The organism is Microbulbifer pacificus, assembly GCF_002959965.1.
Classification (GTDB): domain Bacteria; phylum Pseudomonadota; class Gammaproteobacteria; order Pseudomonadales; family Cellvibrionaceae; genus Microbulbifer; species Microbulbifer pacificus_A.
Genome location: NZ_PREV01000026.1, coordinates 242,471 through 266,654, shown reverse-complemented (window position 1 = coordinate 266,654; position 24,184 = coordinate 242,471). Strand labels below are relative to the sequence as shown.

The 24,184-nt window shown below is 54.4% G+C and carries 13 protein-coding genes; 9 read left to right on the top strand and 4 right to left on the bottom strand.

What is annotated here, in order from left to right; genetic code table 11:
- Positions 1 to 108: 108 nt before the first annotated feature.
- Both C3938_RS01700 and C3938_RS01695 read left to right on the top strand, forming a co-directional pair.
- Positions 109 to 1,662, top strand: a complete 1,554-nt coding sequence (locus tag C3938_RS01700; protein ID WP_105101546.1) for a tryptophan halogenase family protein — start codon at positions 109 to 111, stop codon at positions 1,660 to 1,662.
- A gap of 14 nt (positions 1,663 to 1,676) precedes the next feature.
- Complete coding sequence (locus C3938_RS01695; RefSeq protein ID WP_105101545.1) at positions 1,677 to 2,432, top strand: SapC family protein; 756 nt, start codon at positions 1,677 to 1,679, stop codon at positions 2,430 to 2,432.
- A 165-nt stretch (positions 2,433 to 2,597) separates the two neighbouring features.
- Here the strand turns inward: C3938_RS01695 and C3938_RS01690 are convergent, their stop codons facing one another.
- Both C3938_RS01690 and C3938_RS01685 read right to left on the bottom strand, forming a co-directional pair.
- Entirely contained in the window at positions 2,598 to 4,994 is a 2,397-nt protein-coding gene (locus tag C3938_RS01690) for an alkaline phosphatase D family protein (protein WP_105101544.1), read from the bottom strand.
- A gap of 31 nt (positions 4,995 to 5,025) precedes the next feature.
- Positions 5,026 to 5,997 carry a sugar kinase gene (locus C3938_RS01685; protein WP_158681516.1) on the bottom strand — a complete coding sequence of 324 codons (972 nt, stop codon included), beginning with the start codon at positions 5,995 to 5,997 and terminating at the stop codon, positions 5,026 to 5,028.
- Positions 5,998 to 6,466: 469 nt separating this feature from the next.
- Here C3938_RS01685 and C3938_RS01680 point away from each other — a divergent pair, with 469 nt between their 5' ends.
- The 4 genes from C3938_RS01680 (at position 6,467) to C3938_RS01665 (ending at position 13,100) form a co-directional block, all read left to right on the top strand.
- A complete protein-coding gene (locus tag C3938_RS01680; protein WP_105101542.1) occupies positions 6,467 to 9,988 on the top strand; it encodes a TonB-dependent receptor in 3,522 nt (1,173 codons plus the stop codon).
- Between the two features lie 81 nt (positions 9,989 to 10,069).
- Positions 10,070 to 10,600: a gluconate 2-dehydrogenase subunit 3 family protein gene (locus C3938_RS01675; protein ID WP_105101541.1), complete on the top strand. Its 531-nt coding sequence runs from the start codon at positions 10,070 to 10,072 to the stop codon at positions 10,598 to 10,600.
- 28 nt (positions 10,601 to 10,628) lie between these two features.
- The gene (locus C3938_RS01670) at positions 10,629 to 12,317 is read left to right on the top strand and encodes a GMC oxidoreductase (RefSeq protein ID WP_105101540.1); all 1,689 of its coding nucleotides are present in this window, start codon (positions 10,629 to 10,631) and stop codon (positions 12,315 to 12,317) included.
- Positions 12,318 to 12,335: 18 nt separating this feature from the next.
- A complete protein-coding gene (locus C3938_RS01665) occupies positions 12,336 to 13,100 on the top strand; it encodes a ThuA domain-containing protein (RefSeq protein ID WP_105103158.1) in 765 nt (254 codons plus the stop codon).
- Between the two features lie 98 nt (positions 13,101 to 13,198).
- On the opposite strand, the gene C3938_RS01660 is transcribed toward C3938_RS01665, so the two are convergent.
- Positions 13,199 to 17,275: a carbohydrate-binding protein gene (locus C3938_RS01660; RefSeq protein ID WP_105101539.1), complete on the bottom strand. Its 4,077-nt coding sequence runs from the start codon at positions 17,273 to 17,275 to the stop codon at positions 13,199 to 13,201.
- Positions 17,276 to 17,680: 405 nt separating this feature from the next.
- Entirely contained in the window at positions 17,681 to 20,110 is a 2,430-nt protein-coding gene (locus C3938_RS01655; protein WP_105101538.1) for an agarase, read from the bottom strand.
- A 280-nt stretch (positions 20,111 to 20,390) separates the two neighbouring features.
- On the opposite strand from C3938_RS01655, the gene C3938_RS01650 reads away from it, so the two are divergent.
- The 3 genes from C3938_RS01650 to eno are packed head-to-tail and all read left to right on the top strand — an operon-like array spanning position 20,391 to position 24,171.
- On the top strand, positions 20,391 to 21,875 hold the full coding sequence (locus C3938_RS01650; RefSeq protein ID WP_233998594.1) for an aldehyde dehydrogenase family protein: 1,485 nt from the start codon (positions 20,391 to 20,393) through the stop codon (positions 21,873 to 21,875).
- Positions 21,876 to 21,877: 2 nt separating this feature from the next.
- Entirely contained in the window at positions 21,878 to 22,870 is a 993-nt protein-coding gene (locus tag C3938_RS01645) for a phosphotransferase family protein (RefSeq protein WP_105101536.1), read from the top strand.
- Positions 22,867 to 24,171 (top strand): phosphopyruvate hydratase, encoded by a 1,305-nt coding sequence (gene eno, locus C3938_RS01640; RefSeq protein ID WP_233998592.1) that lies wholly within the window; start codon positions 22,867 to 22,869, stop codon positions 24,169 to 24,171. The genes C3938_RS01645 and eno overlap by 4 nt, the downstream gene beginning before the upstream one ends.
- Positions 24,172 to 24,184: the final 13 nt, after the last annotated feature.

Below are 24,184 nucleotides of genomic sequence, written 5' to 3'. Positions count from 1 at the left end.
GGATTGTTCAAGTAGTACCAGGGAGGGCTGCCACATATGTGGCGGCCCTCTTTGTTTTAACAGCAGTTTTCAAAATTGTTTTCAGAAAAGAAAAACCAGAGGTCAGAAATGACTGATCCAATAAAATCTGTCGTGATTCTCGGTGGTGGCACCGCAGGCTGGATTACTGCGGGCACTCTCGCTGCACGCTTTAACAGAGACCATGCCAATCCGGTTAGCGTCACTCTGGTCGAATCGCCAAATGTACCAACCATCGGTGTCGGCGAAGGTACCTGGCCCACCATGCGTACAACCCTTAAAAAAATGGGGATCCGCGAAACCGACTTCATTCGCGAGTGCAATGTGGGGTTCAAGCAGGGCGCAAAATTTGCGCGCTGGACCACGGGTGCTGAGGACGATTTTTACTACCACCCACTAGTACTGCCGGAGAACTTCAATCAGTTCAATCTCGCTCCCCAGTGGTTGTCTGGCGACCGGAATCAATCTTTCTCCGATATGGTGTGCCCGCAGGAAGCCCTGTGTGAGCACAACCGGGCGCCGAAACAGATCGGCACCCCGGAATTCGCCGCCGTTGCCAACTACGCCTACCACCTGGATGCGGGTAAGTTTTCGGGTTTCCTGCAAAAACACTGTACAGAACATCTGCATGTGCGCCATATCCTGGCGGATGTCACCGGCGTTACCGAGTTGGAGAGCGGCGATCTTGAGTCCCTGCAGACAGAGACTGCGGGCGATATTCAGGGTGATCTGTTTATCGACTGCAGCGGCTTCCGCTCGCGCTTGCTTGGTGATCACTACGGTGTGCCGTTCCGCTCCTGCAAAGACGTGCTATTTATCGACAACGCGCTGGCGGTTCAGATCCCCTACGAGGACGAAGGAAGCCCCATTGCCACCCACACCATCTCAACTGCCCAGAGCGCCGGTTGGGTGTGGGATATTGGCCTGCAGAGCCGTCGTGGAGTAGGGCATGTATTTTCCAGTGCACACACCGACGAAACTGGAGCCTACCGCGAGCTCGCCGCCTACCTGAACCTGAGTGAGGCAGAGCTGGATAGCATGGGGGTACGCAAAATCCCCATCGTGCCCGGCCACCGGGAAAAATTCTGGCACCGCAACTGTGTCGCCATTGGCCTCTCTGCCGGCTTCCTGGAACCGCTGGAAGCCTCAGCGCTGGTACTGGTAGAAATCTCTGCGAACATGATTGCCGAGCAGTTCCCCGTAAGCCGGGCTGCAATGGATGTCGTGGCACGGCGATTCAACGATACCTTCCTGTACCGCTGGGACCGTATTATCGACTTTCTCAAGTTGCACTATGTACTCACCAAACGCACCGACAGCCGTTTCTGGCTCGACAATTGCGACCCCGAAACTATCCCAGACAGCCTGAAAGAGTTACTTACCTTGTGGCGCTACCAGCCCCCGTGGCACGATGACTTCGACCGCGCGGTAGAAGTCTTCCCCGCAGCCAGCTACCAGTATGTGCTTTACGGAATGGGATTCGAGACAGAACCCAATGCCTTCGGCCTGTCGAAACAGTATCGGGAGCAGGCACAGCAGTTGTTACAGCAAAAACATAAGGCCACACAGCAGATGCTCGCCGGCCTGGATAATCACCGGGACCTGATCAACAAAATCTGCCAACACGGCCTGCAAAGAATCTGAAGGAGAGAAAACCCATGAGCGCCCAAGCAAACCCACAAAATAGCAACGTGGTTGCCCTCAACAACGAAAGCCACCGCAACCTCACCGTCGTTACCAAGCGCGGCGCCGAATACGGCGAAGCCACCCACCTGGTGCCCGTAGTGGCCAACGAGCTGCGCAACCTAGTGCTCGAATACCCGGTCTGCATCACCAAAGACCCCAGCAACGGCCAGTTCTCCCTGTGCGCATTGCTGGGTTTCGAACCGGGAGAAAACCTCTACCTGAACGGTGAAAGCTGGGATGCCCAATACATTCCCATGCACATCCGCCGCCAGCCTTTTATGGTCGGCTACAAAAATCCACAGGCCGGCGCCGGCGAGGACAAAGGCGCGGTCATTACCCTGGACCTGAGCAGTAAACGGATTCATGAAAACGGAGGGGAGGGCGAGCGCCTGTTCGACGAGCAAGGCAACAATACCCCATTCATGCAGCAGGTCAGCGACCTGATGGGGCAATTGATGGCGGGTATGGAATCCACCACAGCATTCCTCAAAACTCTGGCCGACAACGACCTGATCGAACCCGCCCATATCAACGTACAGTTCGCCAGTGGCGAACAGAAGCGTTACGAAGGCCTCTATACGGTCAATGAAGAAAAACTGCAGAAGCTCGAAGCGGACAAGCTCGTACACTTCCATCAACATGGGTATTTGCAGGCGGCTTACTGGTTGGGGGCCTCTTTGGGGCAGGTGCGGAAGTTGATAGCGGTAAAAAATACGAAAAAAAAATAGCCGTAAGTAGTATACAGTCAAATGTGAAGACGGTGACACCGGGTATTGCTTTGCTAGACCTTCTAAAACAGGGACGTTTTAGAAGAGCCCCCATGGATGGGTTTACGGCGTGTCTTGCAAAGCAATACCCGGTGGCGCCGGCGCCACGGGGCTTGTTAAAAACCCTTAACCAGATGCCTCGCGGCGACTTAAAGACTCAATCGGATGCACCTGCGGCCATCCGGCGAACTGTCGGTCCTGTGCTGGATCGGCATCCCACGGCCAGCACTCCAGCCGATATTGCCCTTCCGAATGATCCACTACCGCAATCCCGTATCCCTCACTTTTCAGATTGCGATCGGAAACAAACTTACCCCAGGTCGTATTGTCATCGCTGAACTCCGCGTGGGTAATCTTCGGATTCGCCGCCGCCAGTACGCGCATATTATTTCCAAACGGATCGGTAAAATTCCCCGTATTGGGATCGTCACCGTAACGGCCTTCCAGCTTGCCAAAACCCTCAAACCAGCGCTGCCAGAACGCCGCCGAAGCAGGCCCTGAGAAGAACAATGCTCCCGCGTTCTCATCACCCACAGGGAATGCGCCACTGTACTGCCGCGCTACCAACCCCAGATGTTGATCCCCCGCAAGCACCAGCGCCTTCGCATTTTCCACCAGCTTCACCGCACGGGTACGCCCATCGGGGGGATAGCAGTTAGCATCGTAATCAATCAGCCCCTTGCCTTCCTCATCCGTCTTCGGTGAACCCCAGATAGAGGCCGTCAGGCAGATTTTCGGCAGGCCTGGGTCCATCTGCGCCCAGTCCTGCAGGAACTGCTCCTGCCGTTGCCCCAGCAACTCGCCGGTAACCGTCAATCGATTCGCCTCATAGTCCGGAGCGGATTTGAACTTGCGGTCCTCCACCATCGCGAAACTGGTGCCACCGTAAACAAAGTGTGTATAGGTCACAGGAATCCCGTGGCGAATGGGTGTCGGGTCATAGGCGTCCGGCGTGTGACTGCTCTGAATGCGGTACACCATTTTTACCAGCTCGATATCGTGCTTGAAGCCACCGTCTTCCTCACGAGGACCACCGGTGGCGTCGCCCTTGTTACCCCACAGGTTGCCCTGCAGAACATCGTGGTCATCTACCAGCACAATGGAAGGGCGGTTGCGCACGGATTCGCGGAAGGTCCAGTACCACAGGTACCAGCGGTACAGGGTATCCAGCTTCGCCTGGGGAGTATCGCGGCCGTAGCGGGTGGGGAAAGTCTCGTAGTACTGGTCCCCGGCAAACACGTACAGGTCCGGTAGATGACTGTCGCAGTGGGAAACCAGGGTTTTGTGCGGGAAGAAAATACTGTCCTTGGTGTAGCGCCCGAGACTACGTTCTTCCGGAATATGCTTTTTGAACTCCGTTTCATCCAGGCTTTTAGCCGTGGGAATGATGCAGGAATAGAGCGCGATTTTAAGCGGGCGGGACTGGCCAGGATCGCGGGCGATGGTGCCGGAATAAAGCGCCGCTTCGTCATTGGCAAATCGCACGCGATATTCGTGGTCTTCGCTCGCATCCCAACCGGCGATACGGAAGGCAGCAACATAGCCGTCCTCGATGGGTCGCTCGGCGCCCAATTGCCACTGTTTCGTGCCAACCGTTCGATACTCCAGGATAGCGCTCGAAGTCGCCGTCAGATCAATCGGCATAAACTGGGCGGAAAGCTTCATCACCGCCTGATCATTACTGCAGTTCAGGCTGTGCATACAACCCATCACCTGCCCGAGCTGGCGCTGTGGGTGCTCGGCAATTTTCTCCCCACCGGTTTCGATATCCGCAAACCACCAGCGTGCACCGGCAGCATTCGTGGGCGGGGAGGAAACCAGCAGAATGCCGCCGGTCAGTTGCTTTGCCGGAACCTCGGTGTGTACCGCAAATCCGAACTCCTCGCCACTCTGTGCATCGCTCGCTACCAGCCGCACATCAAACCGGCCATCAGCCACCGGGTCGATATGGCAGTCCAGCAGAATCTCCCGCTGGCCGACTTCCGCGATGCTCACGCTGCCTTCCCGCTCCAACCGGGTAAAGCCCATGCTGTTGTCCTGGTCGGAAAAATCCCGGAAGCCGAGATTGCCGCTTTCATCCAGCACTGCCATAAAGCCGCCGTTGGTGCCGCCAGCGCGCTGTGCTAGCGCTGCGCCCCGGTAATCCAGCTCGCCGGCGCCGACGCCCAGTAGAAATCCGCAAAACCCTTTGGCGTCCGGTGTCAGCAGGCCGACGCGGGCGCGGATACGGCCGGGTTTGTGGGTGTTTATCAACTCGCGCGTCAGCAGGGCAGCGGTGCGTACCTCAAAGGTTTTGTCCCCTTGCAGGCACTCCAGACGCCCGTTGTGGCACTGCCAGTCCTGCAGGCGGTTGCCCCAGAAGTGGCCGCCGAGCCAGTGTTGAGTACCACGTGGCAAGCTGCCCAGTGGCGTGGTTTCGACCAGCTTCGGTCGCGCCGCTGCCATGGCAACCGCAAGGGAAGGGGAAATGGCCGGTGCCAGAGCGGCACCGGAGCCGAGCTTCAGAAAGCTTCTTCTTTTCATGGTCAGGTTTCCGTTTTCTCGATCGGATTTATTATTTGCAGGGTGAAGGAGTTGTTATTGAATGGTGGAAAACCTCGGCATCCACCAGCGCCCCTTTGTGTTGAATCACCAGCGCAGACACTTTGGCCGCAAGCGCAATGGCGTCGCGCGGGCTCAAGCCCAGGCTGCGGTAGGCGAGATAGGAGCCATTAAATGAATCCCCGGCTGCGGTGGTATCTACTACTTGGGTAACCGGCGTAACCGGCTCCACAAAATGTTCCGTCGGCCCGCGGTAGCAGACTCCATTGGGGCCGTCCTTGATCACCAGCTCTTCGATATCAAAGCCATTCAGGAAATCGCAGGCGCCGTCAAAGCTCTTCACTCCATACAGGGCCGACAGATCCTCAATACCGGGTAATGCCAGGTGCGCGTACTCAAAGGCGCGCGCGTACTCCGCTCTGGTCTCTTTTACAGAACTCCACAGCTTGGGGCGGTAGTTCGGGTCAAACACAATGCGGGTGCCGGCGCCGTGCAGCTGCTCCAGAAATTCCCAGAACGCGGGGCGGGTATTTGGGGTCAATACGGCCAGAGAGATACCACTGAAGAAAAACAGGTCTGGGCGCGGGGCAATACCGCAGGGCAGGTAACCGCCATCCCCAGCCACCTGGGTGGCCTCGCGGAACAGTGGCATCACCTCCCGGGCTGCAGAGTCCGATCGCCAGTAGCTGAAGCTGCGCTCACCCCGGTTATCGGTATTGACCATATACAGCCCCAACTGGCGGGTGGGGTGGCGGAAAAGCAGTGAAGTATCAATGGATTCCTGCTCCAGGGCATTCGCCAGCCCATGGCTGGCCGCATCGTGCCCCACCGCGGTCATGAGGCGCACCCGGTCACCGGGACTGGTCAGTCTCTTGAAATAGACTGCCACGCTGTGCACGTCTCCAGCGTAGGATTGCTGGAATACCCCGGGCTCCCGCTGGCTGAACTCCACCATGCTCTCTCCCAGAATTACCAGATCTGTCATAGCAGTCACCTTTATACGTTGCCTTATACGCGCCATCTGGGACAATTTGTGCCACTAAATGATGTAATGACAGTTAAGTCTTGCCGCTTGCGCGGTGAGTGCCAGGGGCGAGAGGATTGCACCTTTACTCCCCTAGAGCGACCTTGTAAATTGTCAACAACGGGCTGCGAACATATGAGCAGTTTGTTGAAAAGTACTTATAAAACAATAGTTTGAAAGATTTTGGGTTGGATCGCCTCAATCTGTCGGCTGTCGCCCCCTTCACTAATCATTAAACAACGGATTTAAATTGTTAACAATCAACAGTTGACATGGTTTCCGGGGTTGATGGATGATTAAGCCATCGATGGAAGAAACCCACTAGATAACAAAACCGGGTCTTCTTTCGAAATCTAGGGGCGGCGCCACTAGCGGTATCAGTGAATGCCGAATTGATAATAAAAATGCGATCCGATGGAGAGAGTGAGCCATGTCTACGTCCACTGTACGTAATCGCTTCCGTATGTCTGCACTGTCAGTTGCCGTATTGTCCGTTTGTAGCGGCCAGGCATTTGCGCAGGAAGATGCAGCCGAAGAACAAAGCCAATACGAGGCGCTTGAAGAAGTTCAGGTGACTGGTATTCGTGCCAGTATTGAAAAATCCATTGATGACAAGCGCTACGGCGGCAACATCAAGGACACCATCAACGCCGAAGACATCGGTAAAACCACCGACCAGAACATTGCAGAAGCCCTGTCCCGCGTGACCGGTGTTTCCATGCAGACCGCTGACGGTGAAGGCACCACCATCACCGTGCGCGGCGCGAATGCGCAGCAGAACAATATCAGTTTGAATGGTGTGCAGCTGGGCGCGACTGATTTCAGTCAGGCGGTGGATCTGTCTGCATATTCCGCAGATATCCTCTCCAAAATCGAAGTTGTGAAAACTCCCAGTGCGGACCACGACGAAGGTTCCCTGGGTGCGAATATCAACCTGGTGTCTGCCAAACCGTTGGAAGTCGGTGAGGGGCTGAATATCAATGCACAGGGGCGATATAATGATCTCGCAGATGATCAAGGCCATAAGATTTCCCAGACTTACACCGGAAAATTTTTCGATGACACCTTGGGTGTACTGGTAACTGCATTTGATGAAGCCGACTCTGGACGGAAAGATCAGTACCGCGCGGAAACTTTCACTTCGTACACCTCGCGAATTGCACGCGATCAGAACGGCAATATTGTTAATGATGTAACGGGTATTGTACCGTCCTTCTCCAATTTAGAATTGGCACAGAACCAGCGCGATCGCCAAGGTGTGAACGTTGCATTGCAGTGGCAGGCCACTGATGCCACAGAGATCAACACCAATCTGAGCTGGAACAAGCAGGATATTGAGGCCACTACGCACAGTATCCGTACACGTATTGGCGACTTTGCTAACAAGGTCGAGGGAGTCTCCACCCCTGGAATGGGCCTGGATCCTGCAGAGTATAGTGACCCTCAGGAAAATTGGCACGTTTACGATACCGAGACCCGAACCTTTACCAAAATGCTCAACCGTGCAGCATTGGGCGATATCTCTCAATCCGAAAACAAGTTTTCCAACGTAAATAAAATCGCCTCATTTGATATTACTCACGAAATCGGTGATTCCATTGTGGTTACCGGTGGTGTGGGTTACTCCAGCGCTGAGCAAATTCCAGACCAGTCTCTGTACGTCAACCTGCAGAACTACGCAAATATCAATGCCTGGGTGATGCAGCATGCTACTCCTGAGGAGCTTGAGCCGGTTGGATTTGACTGTACTTCAGGTGTGTGTGAATTGATCGGTGGTACCGGCCAAGTGGATCAGGGAATAACCCAGTACCCTGACACTGGTGCAGTTTGGGATAACTTTTCGACAACCGGCTTTAACCCTGATGACCTCGGGTCTCAACATCTTTCTTATCTCGCCCGTACGGTTCGCGCGGTAGAAGATACCCAGAAATCCGCCTATTTTGATGTTGACTGGGATGTTGACTTTGCTGGTGTTCACCAGTTGGAGTTTGGTGCCAAGTTCTCTAATCGTGAAAAATTTGTTGATAACCAGGCCGGTGCTTTCTTCTCAGTAGGAGAAGGTGTTGTTATTGTGGACCCTGAAACAGGGCAACGCATTGCTACTATTAACGGGCTCCAGGATATTTCCGGTTCTTTAATCCAGTCTGGCGAATTCCCAGCTAATGACTTTATGGAGTCCCTTGGTTTTGGTCGCAACAATATAACTGACGGTTGGACCACAATTTCGGCACAAAAAGCTTTTGAAGTTGCGCAGGGTAATGCTGATGCCCATTTTGTTCCGGACGATACTGAAACGCGCTTTGCGGAGCTTGATAACCAGGCGTTCTACATTAAAGCAGATTTTTCCTTCCTGGATGAAAAGCTGAGTGGTGATGTTGGTTTGCGCTATGTGCAGACTGACGTATTTACAAATGGCTATTCCGGCGTGAACTTCCAGAGTGACCCATTTAATCTTGGTCGAACCTTTGACCCGATAAAGCTCGCAGAACTCAGAGATTCATCACTCCCGACGTGTGCAGATCCTGTCTGGTATGGTGCCAACTGGGATGAAGAAGTTCGCTGGGGACGTGTCGATGGCCAGGGATATGACACCAAAGGTACTGCGACTAAGGAAGATGATACCCCGCTACCAGATCAAGGTGCTTGCTACGATCCGCGTGCGGAAAGATTTTATCCCGGAGCGTATGAAGGTGATCCTGAAACTGGGGCTCCGGCGAGCAACTGGTGGTTATGGCGTCACTCTGACCTCTCTACTGAACAGTATTACGTATACGGTGAGCGACGTTACGATGAAAATGGCCAGCTGCTCCCGACCGATGATCTGAGTAGACGAGCATTCGCGGTGGATGATGAGCATACCTATGACGTATTGCTCCCCAGTCTGAACCTGAATTACGTCATCAACGATGAAATGGTAGGTCGACTGGCGCTGTCCAAGACTATGTCACGTCCACAGATCGACTCCTTACGTCCCGGCTTCAAGGTTACCGAAAGCGTATGGGGTGGTTTTGATCGCCCAGGGAATATTGTAACTCTGACCAACACCAAATTGGATCCGTTGGAGTCTAATAACCTGGATCTGTCGTTTGAGTGGTACTTTGCGGAAAATTCGATGTTTGCCACTGGTCTTTTCTATAAAGACATGACGAACTTCGAAGAATCTCAAACCGTTGTGACTTATCTCGATGACTTGCGTGATCTGGGGCTGGATGAGAATGGTGAGCCCTACGACGCAGCGAGCCTGATCAAGACAGCGGATGATTTGGAAGGCTGTATGCCCCGTCGGATCCTGAATTTCCCTGAGCTTGCGGAAGACTGGGTTTATTCAGATGATTTGAGCCAGCTCTGTGCCCAGTTCCAGACTACACAGATAAAGAATGGTAAAGGTGCGGAAATTCTCGGCGCTGAATTCCAGTACACCCAGACTTACGACATGCTTCCGGGCGTATTTTCCGGTCTCGGTACCATGTTTAACTACACCTATCAGGATAGTGCCTACGATCAGGAAGTTTCTTCTCTTGATCCGAATGTAACGTTACCTGAACTGCAAGTAGCCTATACGCCTGAGCATAGTTATAACGCAACGGTATTCTGGGAGCAGAACGGGCATCAACTGCGCTTAGCGTATCAAGGTACTTCTGATCAGCTTGCACAGCGTAGTTGGAACAATGGTGCCCTATGGCAGGAAGGTCGCAATACTCTAGATTTCTCTGCCACTTATGCGCTGAACGATAACTTTGATATCTACTTCCAGGCCACAAACCTGACAGATAGTGAAGTTCGTACTTACTTCACCAGCCGTTTTATGGATCTGGGTGATGTAAATGGTGCAGGCGAAACGGTCTTGTACGATGAAGGCAATCCGCTCGATGGCGACGCGACTACAGCGCGTACCGTGACCGAGTACAAGACTGGCCGTGCGTTCCGTCTTGGTGTCCAGGCGCGCTTCTAAGTCCTCTCTTCAATTGATTGTCATTGCTTGCCGCGTCTGGAAACAGACGCGGCTTTTTTTTACCCATTTTCTGGTGGTTGTATGAAGAGAAGACACTTTCTGATCAATATCTCGGCTGTGCTTGGGTATGGCGCGCTCGTCAATGATGTTGCAGCTTTGGATGCTGCGCTCGCCATTTCCGGGAAACCTTCCGGCTTTCTAGGTCCAGATGAACTGGAGTTCGTTTCTCAGGTCTCGGATATTATTATTCCTCAGTCAGATACACCCTCGGCCAGTCAGGCAGGGGTGCCGGAGTATATCGATTTTTACCTGAGCGAATATCTGGAATCCAAGGCAAGAAGTTTATTTGTCGACGGATTGAGGGGCTTGTGCGCTCAATCAATAAATGAGTTTCTGGCATTATCCGATGAACGTAAAACAGAAAAAATTAAGTCTCTGGATGACCGGCTTGGCACTTCCGAAGAGAACACTGCCTACAAGCAACTCAAAGAACTTACCGTAATCGGCTATTACACCTCCCAAGTCGGCGCCACCCAGGCACTGCGTTACGACCCGGTTCCAGGCCCCTATAAAGAAATCAAGCTGGCAGAAGTAGGGCGCGCCTGGCTGTAACACCCCTTAGGTTTGAAGGAAAATAATAATGAGCAACACCGAATATGACGTAATCGTCGTCGGGTCCGGTATGAGCGGCGGTTACGCGGCGAAAGAGTTTTGTGAAAAGGGCTACAAAACCCTGGTATTGGACCGGGGCGAGATGGTCAAACACCGGCAGTATAAAACCGAGGGCAAGGCGCCCTGGCAGATGCCATTTCGGGGGGATGTTCCTGAGGAGTTCAAGGCGGAGCAGCATATCCAGAAGGATATGTATATCTACAACGATTATACCCGCCATCATCTGATCAATGATCGTGATCATCCCTATGAGCAGAAGAAGCCGTTTATCTGGTACCGCAGTGCGACGGTTGGTGGCAAGTCGCTGATCTGGGGGCGCCAGAGTTATCGCTGGAGCAAGTTGGATTTTGAATCCAATAAGCTGGACGGCAATGGGATCGACTGGCCGGTGCGCTACGAGGATATCGAACCCTGGTACGACCGGGTGGAGCCGTTCGTGGGAATCTCCGGAAGCTATGAAGGACTTGATGTTCTGCCGGACGGCAAGTTTCTGCCTGCATTGCCGCTCAATGTGGTGGAGCGGGATATGAAAAAGAAGATCGAAGAAACCTTTCCCGACCGTCATTTTATCCCCGCGCGGGTCGCGCATCTCACGCAGCCTCAGAAGCAGCACCTGGAACTGGGGCGGGTGCAATGCCAGGCCCGTAGTGAGTGCCCTCGCGGTTGTTCATTTGGTGCCTACTACTCGTCCAATTCTGCGGCACTGCCGGCCGCCGAGCGCACCGGGAATATGACGCTGGTGGCGAATGCCCAGGTTCAGGAGGTGCTCTACGATCAGGATTCCGGGCGCGCCAGTGGGGTTGCTTATATAGATATGCGCAGTGGCGAGCGCAAGCAGGTGGGCGCGCGCGTGGTGTTTATGTGTGCTTCCACCCTGGCCTCTGTGCAGATACTGCTGAATTCCAAATCTGAAACTTTCCCGGAGGGAATTGGTAACCGCTTTGATCTGCTGGGTCGCTATATTATGGATCACTGTGGCGGCGGCGGGGCCTCAGGCATGGTGCCCGGCTATCTCGAAGACTATTACAAGGGCCGGCGTCCCGGTGGTGTGTACATTCCTCGGTTCCGCAATATTCGCGAAAAGCACGGTGCCTTTGAGCGCGGGTACGGATTCCAGTGCGGGGCCAGCCGCGCTGGCTGGCACTGGGCCAAGAACGGGAAAGGCATTGGCAAGGCATTCAAGGAGAAGGTGCGTCAACCGGGCAACTGGTATTTCACCATGTGGGGTTTTGGTGAGAGCCTGCCGAGGTACGAAAATCGGGTTACCCTCCACCCCAGTAAGAAAGATCGTTGGGGCATGCCGATTCTGGTGACGGATGTTGCCTATGGAGCAAACGAGAGCGCCATGGTGAAAGATATGAGTGACACCGCCGCTGAAATGCTTCAAGCGGCTGGTTTACAGAATATTCGCCCGTTTGAGGGTGAGGCACCTCCCGGTGGCGCCATTCACGAAATGGGCGGCGCCTGTATGGGGCATTCGGTGGAAACGTCATATCTGAATAAGTGGAACCAGTGTCACGATGTGAAGAATCTATTTGTTACCGATGGTGCAGCCTTCTCGTCTGTATCCTGCGTGAACCCTTCGATCACGTTTATGGCGTTCACCGCGCGGGCGGTGGATTATGCGGATCAGCAGATGCAACAGCGTTTACTCTGAGTGGTTACGAATATCAATATGAGAAAGTCGACATTGAAGCGGACGGTAACCTTACTCGCGCTGCTGGCTGCCAATCCAGTATCCGCGGCTCAGTTCAAGGCGCTGCTGTTTACCAAAACGGCGGGCTGGCAACACGAGAGTATTCCGGCAGCGGTTACGGCGGTGACGGAACTTTCCCGTTTACACGATTTCGAGGTGGTGCACACGGACGATAGTGAGGCGTTTACGCCAGATAACCTGAAGCAATTCGATGTGGTGGTTTTTCTGTTGACCACCGGTGATGTGCTGAACGAAAGGCAACAGGACGCGTTTCAGGCGTTTATCCGCTCCGGCAACGGCTATGTAGGTGTGCATTCGGCGGCGGATACCGAGTACGACTGGTCCTGGTACCGGGGCCTGGTTGGGCGGAATTTTCTGATTCATCCGGCAGTGCAGTCCGCGAAAGTGGATGTGCTGGAGGCGGGCTTTCCGGGTGCAGAGTATATGCCCGCCCGTTTCCTGTGGACGGAGGAGTATTACACTTACGGGCCTCAACACAGCGACGCTCTGAATTACCTTTTGTCGGTGGATGAGACTACCTACAAGGCGCAGGCCGCATGGGGTGATGTGAAGTCCGACGGTATGGGGGAGTTCCATCCGGTTGCGTGGTACCAGCAATACGACGGAGGTCGGGCATTTTATACTGGCCTCGGCCATTTGCCCGCGTCTTACGGTAACGCTATGTTTCTGTCGCACCTGTATGGGGGGATTTACTGGGCCGCTACTGGGAAAGGCATCGAATAAATTCCGGCGAACTCTACGTTTTACGTTTTCTGATTATTAAAAAACCCCGCCCTGTTACCAGGGCGGGGTTTTTCGTTTTACCTTGGGGTCAAGGAGACTTAGTTGCGCACCGGCACGGTGCTGTAGTCTTTGACAACCAGGTTGGCGACGGTCAACTCACCATTGTGTCGGAAGTCGACGCTGATGGTGTTGTTGGCCTGCAGTACGTCAGTCGGAACGGGAATCTCCAGGGTGTTGAAGTAACGCTCGGTAGAGTTCTGCTTGCGTCCACGCCAGTCCAGCGGTGTTTCAACGGTCTGGCCATTGATCGTCAGGCTATCGATTTGCAGCATGCTGTCTGGAGAGTCGTCTTCACCAGGGTAGAGTGCCACGGTGAGGCGCAGTTGCGCTTCTGCGTAACCTGCAGGAACAGTCACGTTGTTAACCTGCAGAGTTTTTGCTCCACCGGCGACAGAGATACGGTGTGGTTCGGTTCCACCGCTGACACTGTTACCGAAGTACTTCTTCTCGTTCATGGACTGATTAACAGCGATGTTGTTGCCCAGAGTGTAGCGCAGCACAACAGTTGCATTTGCAGCGAGCGTCAGGTTGCTCGGCATTTGCTTCATATGCTGGCGATCGACATGGGTATCTGAGCCGCTATCGAAACGCATATTGCGCATTTCAACATTCTGCAGCTGCGCGCCGCCCAGGCCGGCTACGTCCAGGTTTACGGTGGTGTCTACGGTTTCCAGGTTATTGACGATTACGAACAGTTCATTGCCATCGACATAAGACTGAACTTGAACGTCGGCGTCGCTGGAAACACTATCGACCCGAGTACCATCTACATCTGCCCACAGTTCGAAAAACTTAATGTAGTCAGACCACTGCCAGTTCCCCTGGTTGAGTACCGGCTCGATCAACAGGCTGTAGTGGTAGGCTGCGGAACAGGTACGCGGTTCTTCATAGCCGCAACCACCCGGATAGTAACCCCACAGAGGTTTTGCCGGTGTGAATGGCATCGACTTGATGACGTAGTCCGGGCGATCCAGAATCTGCATCAGCATGGCGTTGAAGGACTTCAATACTTCCGATTCGAATCGCGGGTGGTGGGCAAGGGTGTCCCAGCCGCCCTGTACCGAACCGTATTCCGACAGCACAATCGGTTTGCGATTAGATTGCCCGTTTTTGTACACATCGTACCATTCCATCATGTCGAGCATGGCGGGCAGATGGCCGTTGCGACGCAGGCGTGACGTAGAATCATCTGAGACACCTGGCCAGTCGTAGACGTGTACTGCGTAGAAATCCATGTTGTGACCGGCGGCGTCCATAAAGCCTTTCCACATTACGTCCCACTGATACCAATCCTGTGCACGGGTATCATCCACCGTAGTGGCCATCGCATTGCGGAAAAACTCTTCCGCTGCGGCTTCTTCGGCAGGGTCTTCTGCGGTGATCCACTGATCGTACGCATTGTCTCCATAGCGAGAGATACCATCGCGACGGTAGAAGTCGTGCTGGCCCCAGGTCATACCACCAATCATGGGCGCTTCGTTACCCAGTTTGGAACGAATTTCCTGGGCTACCAGATTGTGGTATTCCCACAATGCTTCTTGGTTGGTGACCATGAACTTACCAGTTTTCATTTCCATGTCCGGTTCATTGATCACTTCCCAGTATTTCGGCATTGGATCGCCGAGATAACCGTTACTGGAGTTGGCGTAGTAGTGTTTCATGTACTGGCCCATCCAGGCAGCAGAAGTCTCGATGGTCATCGGCTGCCAGTTGTGCCAGGTTTTGCCATTTTCGTACCAGCTCAATGTGGGGTAAGTGGGGTGCGGATTGGTGCCGGCGATCAGCTCGGTGCTTTCCGCATCGAAGCGCTTGTAGAAGGGATTGCCTTCGTACAGTTCACGCAGTTCCTGTCCACGGTCCACCATGTAATCCATATCGGGCCAGCTTGGCTTGTTTGGATCCTCTTTGGTATCACGGAATTTCCACGAGGCCGTACCGTTATCACGACCCAGGGTAACGTCCAGGGTATTTACGAGGTAATTGAGTTTGTCGGCGTGGCCGTCCCAATCTTTCTCGTAAATGGTGGTGTGCGCAGTGATATGGCGATTGCGCCCGAAGTCAGACACGCCGTTCACACTGTGCTTGATGTTGGCGTTGACGGTTACCGTTGCGCTATTGCTGTTGCCTACTTGCGAAGCGGAGCAACCCGACTCGTTGACAAACGCCCCCGCGGGTGTGGCCGGGCAGTTGTCTACGCTGTTGGCAATGCCGTCGTTGTCGCTGTCGGCAAAACCGCTACAACCGGACGGATCAACATTCTGGCCGAACGGGGTATTGGCGCATTGGTCAGCGCTATTCATCACACCGTCGAAGTCGTCATCGTCACCCCCCGGGCTGGCACAGCCAACGGCGTTGACAAATTCACCGGCCGCAGTCGTGGGGCACTGATCCAGGTTGTCGGTAATGCCATCTTCATCGGTATCCAGCTGAGAAGGCGCACAGCCTACGCTGTTGGCCGTTTCCGCCGGGTCGGTACTCGGGCACTGGTCGGATACATCCGGGGTGCCGTCGCCGTCGCCATCGAGTGCCAGATCCGCGTCGCCCACACGTTCAAAAGTCGCGTAGTCGATATTGAACTGGAAGTCCTGGCTGCCCGCACCGTAAATACGGATGGTGAGGTCACCGGCAAACAGGTTGACTTCACTGGAGGCATTGAGCAGATAGAACGTGTCCCAGTCGCCCTGACTTTGGACGTCGGTAGTATTTTTAACTACCAACTCGCCTTCGTGGTCAGTCGCCATCAAGCCAACCGCAGTGCCCGAAGTGTTGGCGGTGCCGACAAAATACTTCGGGCGATACAGACCGGATTGATCCAGTGTCAGGTTGTACTCGAGATAGTCGCCACTATTGAAGTAGTTCACCGCCGTGCCGCCGTTGATGGCGTAGGTATCTATCTCGCCACCCACTGCATGCGCCGCTTCCGCCTGCAACGTGAAGGTGCCGGAAACGGGGCTGCCGTTACCGGGACTGCTGCCGCCGGAACTGGAGCCGCCGGAACTTGAGGACGAGCTAGACGAACTGGAGGACGAAGAGCTTGAGCTGCTACCACCAGAGGAGCTGGAGCTACTGGATGAGCTTGAGCTGGAAGAAGAACTGGAAGAGCTGGACGATGAGCCGCCGCTGGAGCCGGAGCCCGCGCTGTCATAGCTCAACTCAAAGCGATCCAGGTTCCACTGCCAGTCGTGGGCGCCACCGCCGTACACGCGAATCTGCTGAGTGCCCTGGGGCAGATAGACACGGCCACCGGCCAGCGCCTGGAAGTTATCCCAACCGGTGTTGGGGACACTGGTTTGTGCCAGAGTCTGCCAGTTGCCACCGCTGTTGTGCTGGAAATCAATGCGGCCGCCGTTAATCGCGGTGCCTGCGAAATAGGTCAAGTCGTAGTCGCCGGCCTGGGGAACGGAAATGGTGTATTCCGCATAGTCGCCTTTGTTGACGTAGTTGATCGCCGTCGCACCGTTTACGGAGTAAACGCTGATTTTTTGCGGTTGGCCATCGGCATAAGTACCACCGACCTGGGAGAAGCTCTCTGCTTCCACAGTAAGGTCGAAGCTACCACCGCCACTGCTGCTGCCGCCGCTACTGGAACTGCTACTGGAACCGCCACCGGTGTTGACCTGGGTCAGCTCCAATGCGTCCAGGTTCCACTGCCAGTTGTTACTGCCAGAGCCGACCACGCGCAGATTGACTGTGCCTTCCGGCAGGGAAATGTTACCGGCATCGAGAGGCTGGAAGTTATCCCAGTGGCCTACGGGAACGGATTTTTTAACCAGCGAGGTCCAGCTGGACCCAGTGCCGATCTGGAAATCAATTTCCGCACCGGAGGCTACGCTGGTACCAATCAGGTACTGTAGGTTGTACGTACCCGCTTCGGCGACTTGCAGGGAGTACTCGGCGTAGTCGCCTTTGTTGACGTAGTTGATGGCGGTTACGCCGTTTACAGTGTAAACACTGATTTTTTGCGGCTGTCCATCGGCGTAGGTGCCGCCTACGCTATTGAAGGCTTCCGCCTCGATGCGGTAATCCGCCGCAGTCGCTGCCGTACTGAAGGCGATACCAGCGGCCAGCACAGATTGTGCCAGTGCCAGTGGGCGCCTGGGGTAGGGGAGTTTCATCGCTTGCTCCGAGATTGAGACACGGTACATCGGGTGTCGTTATTATTTTTGAACCGCTCAGGCGTTCCGCCGGTACCTCGGAATGGCGGAGCACACAGTGAGTGGCTCCAGATCGACTGCAGTTGCCGCGAAAACCGTTTGTTATGAATGGTTCGGGAGTGCGGCGCTTGTTAGCGTTATATCTGCCGTCACATTTATTAAACAATAAACTGTTAACAATCGACAATATGTCTGGTTGGAATTGTCGTGGAATTCGCCCATGTTTTTTGCGGGGATGAGAACTGCCTCTAGTTCTCGAGAAGTGGAGGGGGAATAAAAAACAGGCCGGGGTAGGAGGCCACCGGCCTGAAGAAGGTGAAAAGAAAGCTGAAAAAGCTCGTAGTTGTTTTTGTTTATAAATTTGAATTATTCACGGGCGCCGCGCACGAGTGCTGAGGAGGTATTGAATACCTGTAGTGTTGCCGTACTTACAAAGCCCCCCTCGTCCTCAAACACGATTTCTACGGTGTTGTCCTCATTCAGGTATTCGAGATCCACGGGAATTTCGAGTACTCCAAAGAACTGTGCGCGGCCTTTACCCCCGTAGTACTGATCGTACCCCTGGTAATCTTCCGGTACGGTGAGCGCATTGCCGTTCACTGTAACGCTCGGTGTCAGGGATTTTCCATGCTCGCGGCCAATGCCCAGGCGTAGTACCGCTTCACCAGCATCGCCAACCACTACGTCGTTGATCGCGAACTGCAACTTGGCATCGGCAGTGATGGGCTGTTTGTATGTATCGGCGTAGTATTTTGTTTCTGTGCCATCGCCATCAATGGTAATGGGGTTGGTGTAAGTCAATTGCAGAATGGTCGTTGCTTCGGACTGCAGTGTGTACATTTGTGGCAGTTCTGTACTGTCACTTATATCCAGTACCGGCTTGCCGTCCGCGTCGTAATAGAGTTCTTTGAGGGTGACACTTTGCAGGCTGTTTCCATCGGTGCCCAGCGCCGCCAGGTTTAGCTCGGTGTTTTCCTGTTCCAGGTTATTTAGCACCAAGTAGGCCGTTTTATCGTCTACATAGGCGTTTACCTGAATATCCAGGTCGCTGGCCCAGCTGTCTATCCGGGTGCCTTTTACGTCGGACCAGAGTTGGTAAAATTTTACTAACTCTGTGTAAATCCAGGCATCACCAGTTTCTCCTGCGGCTTCAAACTTTTGGCGCATCAGTCGATTGGTGTAGGGCACTTCTGTGCGCCCCCATTCGGCTTTGATGGTGACAAACGGAATGGATTTGAGGATCTGGTCCGGGCGCTCCAGCATATTCATGGTCAGACCGTTAAGGGCACGCAGTTTGTAGCCGTCTCGCTCCGGACTCCAGGGATCATTCATCATGCTGTGCACAGTGGCACCAATTTCGGAAACCACGAAGGGTTTGCGCTCGCCGGTGACCATTATGCTGTACTGTTCGAGCATATCGAAGGTGGCTTCCACATTGCTGCCGCGGCGGAGTTGCCGGGTACCCTGGAATGCTGGGAAGTCATAAAAATGCACGGACAGAAAGTCCATGTTTGCACCGGCGATATCAATAAACAGTTTGTCCCGTTCTTCCCAGCGGTTGAAATTGTCCTTTTCAAAGTCCGGGAAAGCCACGGTATAGCCGCCGATTAGTACATTGTCGTGGGAGGCCAGGCCCCACTGATCCCGGTAGGCTCGCACTTCATTCGCGACTGCATTATGGAACTTGAATACGTCTTCCGGTGTGGTACCAGCGTCTTTATTTTTCGGATAGTCAACGAGGTCATAGAGCGGCTCGTTCATTACTTCCAGAAATACGGGCTTCGGTTGGCCGTAGCTGTCATTGCTACCGCGATTGAAATACTCGTACAGGTAGTTCGCCATATAGTGGCCGACCGCTGTGCCCAGTGGTTCCTCTTCAGTGTCGGTTTGGGAGAATGACCAGCCCATGCCCACGTCGTCACCGTTGGGCCAGTACGGGTGCTGCTGGCCGCCGACAATCATGTCCGTTGCCCGGTGTTCGTGCTTGCGCGCCAGTGCGGCGTTAGCCGTCGTGCCTTCGGTGTAGTTCCAGCGTGCATTGCCGCCGTTGGTGGATGCTGCTCCTTCGTCAATAAAGCCGGGACGGGTGCCATCTTCCGGAAGCTGGCTTAATTGCCATTTCATACCGCCGGTATCGCGCCCGAAATACACATCATAACCTTCCAGAAAGCTGGTCATAAGATCCGGGTCATCATTGGGGGCGCCAGCACTTTGTGAGTTGCTACCAAACCAATCGTTCTCGGTGTTTGACGCATGCACGGTAATAAACTTACGCCGATCAAATTTTGACTCCCCGCCGACTGTGTGACGCATATTCAGGTTGAAGTCTATTTTTACCACATCACCAGTTGGGGGCTCGGGTTCCACAGGCTCTGCCATGGTTGTCACCGAGTAGTCTGCGTTTACGCCGCCAATAGTGAGTGACGCAGTGACGGCGGTGCTGTATTCGGTACTGGTGGTGATGCGAACGGAGACGGTGTCCCCGTTATTCACGGTACCCGCGTCACTGGTGAAATCCCCATTGTTTACCGAGTACTCGCCACCACTAACGCTGATATTGGCCGCTGCGTTAATGCCGGAGACAGTAATGGCATCGGACGTGTAGATGGTGCCCATTTCGGCATCGGAGACGGCGGTAAAGGCGAACTTATCTGGTCGCGTGTCCTGCTGTGTTTCGCCCCCGCCTTGTGGCGGCTGGTCGTTGCTGGAACCACCGCTGCCGCCACCACCACAGGCGGCCAGAGCAGCGGTCAGGGTCAGTAGGGCAAATCGCGCGGGCAGGGAATGTGGCTTCATCCGTTCTCTCCAATCTCGCTTTATGATTTTTGTTGGATAGGATGCTAATGGCGTGTCGATCTATTTGTAAATGGTAAATTGTTGACAAAATTGCGGGTGTTGGAACAATCGCCTCATTCGTGACTTTTTGGTTGGTTTTCGGTGGCGTATTCAAGATTCGACACGGGAAGCGGGGTAGAGGATAGATATGAAAATAGTTGTAGATTGTTAACAAAAGGGGTAGTGTCGGGTTCAGAACAGTCCCACCTTTCGTCGATAACCAACAATAATGGGTAAAGTGATGATTGAAACTACCGCGAAAGTCCAGGCGTTCCTTGGACAATCCCCCGTTCCTTTCTATTCCAATGGCGCCTGGGTGACCGGCGGCACCAGCAAGTCCATGGCGGTGGAGAACCCCGCAGACAAATCTCCCCTGGCTACCATCGCGGAAGCGGTCGCCACCGATGCGGAGCAGGCCATCGAAGCCGCGCACACTGCGTTCCAATCCTGGCAGGACACTACACCTGCTGAGCGTGCCGCACTGTTGCGCAAGCTGGCCGACCTGTGTGAGCGCGATGCGGAAGAGCTCTCCCAGCTGGAAGCGCTGGATGTGGGCAAGCCGGTGGAAAATGCCCGCGGCTTCGACGTGCCATTTGGTATCGAGTGCCTGCGCTACTTCGCCGACCTGTGTGAAAAGGAAGAATTTGAAACCCCGCTGACTCTGGCCGGTATGAAGCAGGCCCGTAAGGTACGTCTTCCATACGGCGTGGTCGGCTTTATCTTTCCCTGGAACTTCCCCTTGACCCTGTGCCAGTGGGGCATTGCACCGGCACTGGCTGCGGGCAATACGGTAGTGATCAAGCCCTCTGAGGTCACTCCGCTTTCGACCTTGTATCTTGCCAAACTGGCGGAAGAAGCGGGCTTCCCTGCGGGTGTGATTAATGTACTGCCCGGCGAAGGTCCGGAAGTGGGCACCGTGTTCACCCACCACCCGAAAGTGCGATTTGTCTCCTTTACCGGTTCCTCTCGGGTTGGCCGCCTGATCGGCGAAGCCTGTGGCGCGAACCTGAAGCCAGTGAAGTTGGAGCTGGGCGGCAAGGGTGCATCCATTATCTGTGACGATGCCAATGTCAGCGCGGCGGCAGCGGGCCTTGCCGGAGCTATTACCCTGAATACCGGACAGGTGTGCTGCACTGCGACTCGCTGGATTGTGCATGAGAGCGTCGCGTCTGAATTTATCGAGAAGGTAAAGGCGGAGCTGGACAAGGTACTGATCAAGGCAGGTATGAACGAAGACAGCCAGATGGGCCCGCTGGTCAGCGAGCGCCAACTGAATACCGTCAACGGCTATATCCAACAGGGCCAGGAACAGGGCGCCGAAGTGGTTTACGGTGGCAAGAATATTTCCGATGCTGAGCGCTCCGGTTATTACGTCAGTCCCACATTGTTGATGGGCTCTGAAGAAAACATCTGCTTCCGCGAAGAAATTTTCGGCCCGGTTGCTTATATCACCACCTTCAAAGACGATGCGGATGCACTGCGTCAGGTGAACAGCCTGGACTACGGCCTCGCCAACAGTGTCTGGACCGGTAACAACGATCGCGCCATCGCCATTGCCAAGAAAATGGTTTCCGGTAACAGCTGGGTGAATGCCCACAACGTATTTGCCTACGGACTCCCCTACGGCGCCTGCAGTGCCAGTGGTATGGGTGGCGGGGTGAACAGCCGTGAAACCATGCTGGACTACACGCGCAATCTTTCAATCGCCGAACCCGAAGAGGGATAATTGTGGATCAGGTAGCGTTATCTAATTACCTGATCGACAAAGGTCTTCTGCACTCACAGGATGCAACCTTTACCCCGCTCTCCGGCGGGGTTTCTTGTGAAATTCTGTTGGTAGATGACGGCCGGTCGCGCTTCGTGGTGAAGCGCGCACTGGACAAGCTCAAGGTAAAAGACGATTGGTTTGCGGACATCAAACGCAACATTACCGAGCAGGAGTACCTCCGTTACGTCGGTAAATTCCTGCCGGAATCCGTACCCGCCATTCTCTACTCTGATACGGAAAAGTACTTTTTCTGTATGGAGATGATTGAGGGTGGCCTGGAAAACTGGAAGTCACGCCTCTTGTTGGGTGAATACGACCGACAGTACGCGCGTCTCGCCGGTGATTATCTCGGAACCATTCACCGCAGATCCCTCGGGGATGCGGTTGCCCGGGAAAAATTTGACACCCTCAAAGACTTCACCGAACTGCGGTTGGATCCCTACCTGCTGAAAACCGGCAGCCGGCATCCACAGCTCAATGCATATTTCAGCGCAGAAGCAGAGCGGATCGCTCGCACAAGTACCTGTCTGATTCACGGTGACTACAGCCCCAAAAACCTGATGGTGGGCAGTGGCCGGTTGGTGATACTGGATTGTGAAGTCGCCTGGTATGGCGACCCGGTATTCGATGTTGCCTTTCTGGTGAATCACTTCCTGCTGAAAGCGCTGCACCGGCCGAAAAATGCCGCACAGATACTGGGCCTTGGCCTGAAGGTGTGGGAAAGCTACACCGCTGCAGCAGATACGGTGGTCGACGACGTATTTGAGACGCGACTGTGCCATCTGCTGCCGATGCTGATGTTGGCGCGTGTGGATGGAAAATCCCCGGTGGAATACCTGGACAGCAGCCAGCAACAGACAGTACGGGATTTCACGTACGCTGTAATTCCTGATTCTCCCAAAACACTTAACCAACTTGTCCACCAATGGACCGAGCTTTTGACCGCTGAATGAATAACGGTAAGAAAACCATGAATATCCAGAGTATTGACGCCTTTCAGATTTACGATTCCCGCGGTTTTCCTACCGTAGAAGTACAGGTGACCCTTGAAAGTGGCATCACTGGTACGGGCCTGGTGCCGAGCGGTGCATCTACCGGGCAATTCGAAGCCCTGGAATTGCGCGATGGCGACAAAGCGCGCTTTCGCGGCAAGTCCGTATTCAGGGCCATTGAAAATATCCAGAAAGAAATCGCCCCAGTATTAAAGGGGATGCCGGTCACCGATTTAAAAGCCATCGACAACAAATTGGTCGAGCTGGACGGTACCGCCAACAAATCCCGCCTCGGCGCCAACGCCACCCTCGGTGTATCTATGGCGTGTGCCCGCGCTGCCGCCAACGCTCGCGGTGTGCCACTGTATGAATACCTTGGAAAAGGCCAGGGCACTCTGTTGCCGCTGAACGAAATTCAAATCCTCGGTGGCGGTGCACACGCCGACTGGGCCATTGATATTCAGGACTTCCTGATCATCGCTGTGGGTGCCAAGACCTACGAAGAAACTCTGGAAATGACCTTCAATATCTACCACGCCGCTGGCGAAGTGATGAAGGCTCGGGGCAAAAGCGTCGGCCTGGCCGATGAAGGCGGCTGGTGGCCGGCATTCGACAGCAACGAAGAACCTTTCGAAGTGCTGCTGGAAGCCGTGCGCATGGCGGGCTATGAAGCAGGCAAAGACGTTGCCATTTCTCTGGACATCGCCGCTAGCGATCTCTACGACGGCCAGCTCTACCACCTGAAAAAAGACGGTACTTCCTTTACCCCGGCAGAATTCTGCGACCTGATGATCCAGTGGTGCGACAAGTACCCGATCATTTCCATCGAAGATCCTTTCGCCGATACCGATTTCGACAGCTGGAAGCGGTTCACCGCGAAAGTGGGCAAGCGCGTACAGGTTATCGGCGACGACCTGTTTACCACTAATATCGAACGCATCCAGAACGGCATCGACAATCAGCTCGCCAACTCAGTTCTGATCAAACTCAACCAGATCGGCACCGTTTCCGAAACCATGGCCGCCATCGAAATGACCCAGCAAGCCGGCTGGCTCCCCGTCGTCTCCGCCCGCTCCGGCGAAACCGAAGACGCCTTCATCGCCCATCTCGCCGTTGCCACCAATGCGGGTCAGCTCAAAGTGGGTTCCTTTGCCCGCAGTGAGCGGATGGTGAAGTGGAATGAGGTACTGCGGATCGAGCGGAGTCTGGGTAATCGGACTCGGTTTGTAGGCGCGGAGCTTTATCGAGTCATTTTCTCCTGAATTTTTCTGAGAA

Excerpts from the sequence above, each read along its gene's own strand:
- C3938_RS01700 (WP_105101546.1), top strand. The coding sequence starts at position 109 with ATGACTGATCCAATAAAATCTGTCGTGATTCTCGGTGGTGGCACCGCA.
- C3938_RS01695 (WP_105101545.1), top strand. The coding sequence starts at position 1,677 with ATGAGCGCCCAAGCAAACCCACAAAATAGCAACGTGGTTGCCCTCAAC.
- C3938_RS01690 (WP_105101544.1), bottom strand. The coding sequence starts at position 4,994 with ATGAAAAGAAGAAGCTTTCTGAAGCTCGGCTCCGGTGCCGCTCTGGCA.
- C3938_RS01685 (WP_158681516.1), bottom strand. The coding sequence starts at position 5,997 with ATGACAGATCTGGTAATTCTGGGAGAGAGCATGGTGGAGTTCAGCCAG.
- C3938_RS01680 (WP_105101542.1), top strand. The coding sequence starts at position 6,467 with ATGTCTACGTCCACTGTACGTAATCGCTTCCGTATGTCTGCACTGTCA.
- C3938_RS01675 (WP_105101541.1), top strand. The coding sequence starts at position 10,070 with ATGAAGAGAAGACACTTTCTGATCAATATCTCGGCTGTGCTTGGGTAT.
- C3938_RS01670 (WP_105101540.1), top strand. The coding sequence starts at position 10,629 with ATGAGCAACACCGAATATGACGTAATCGTCGTCGGGTCCGGTATGAGC.
- C3938_RS01665 (WP_105103158.1), top strand. The coding sequence starts at position 12,336 with ATGAGAAAGTCGACATTGAAGCGGACGGTAACCTTACTCGCGCTGCTG.
- C3938_RS01660 (WP_105101539.1), bottom strand. The coding sequence starts at position 17,275 with ATGAAACTCCCCTACCCCAGGCGCCCACTGGCACTGGCACAATCTGTG.
- C3938_RS01655 (WP_105101538.1), bottom strand. The coding sequence starts at position 20,110 with ATGAAGCCACATTCCCTGCCCGCGCGATTTGCCCTACTGACCCTGACC.
- C3938_RS01650 (WP_233998594.1), top strand. The coding sequence starts at position 20,391 with ATGATTGAAACTACCGCGAAAGTCCAGGCGTTCCTTGGACAATCCCCC.
- eno (WP_233998592.1), top strand. The coding sequence starts at position 22,867 with ATGAATAACGGTAAGAAAACCATGAATATCCAGAGTATTGACGCCTTT.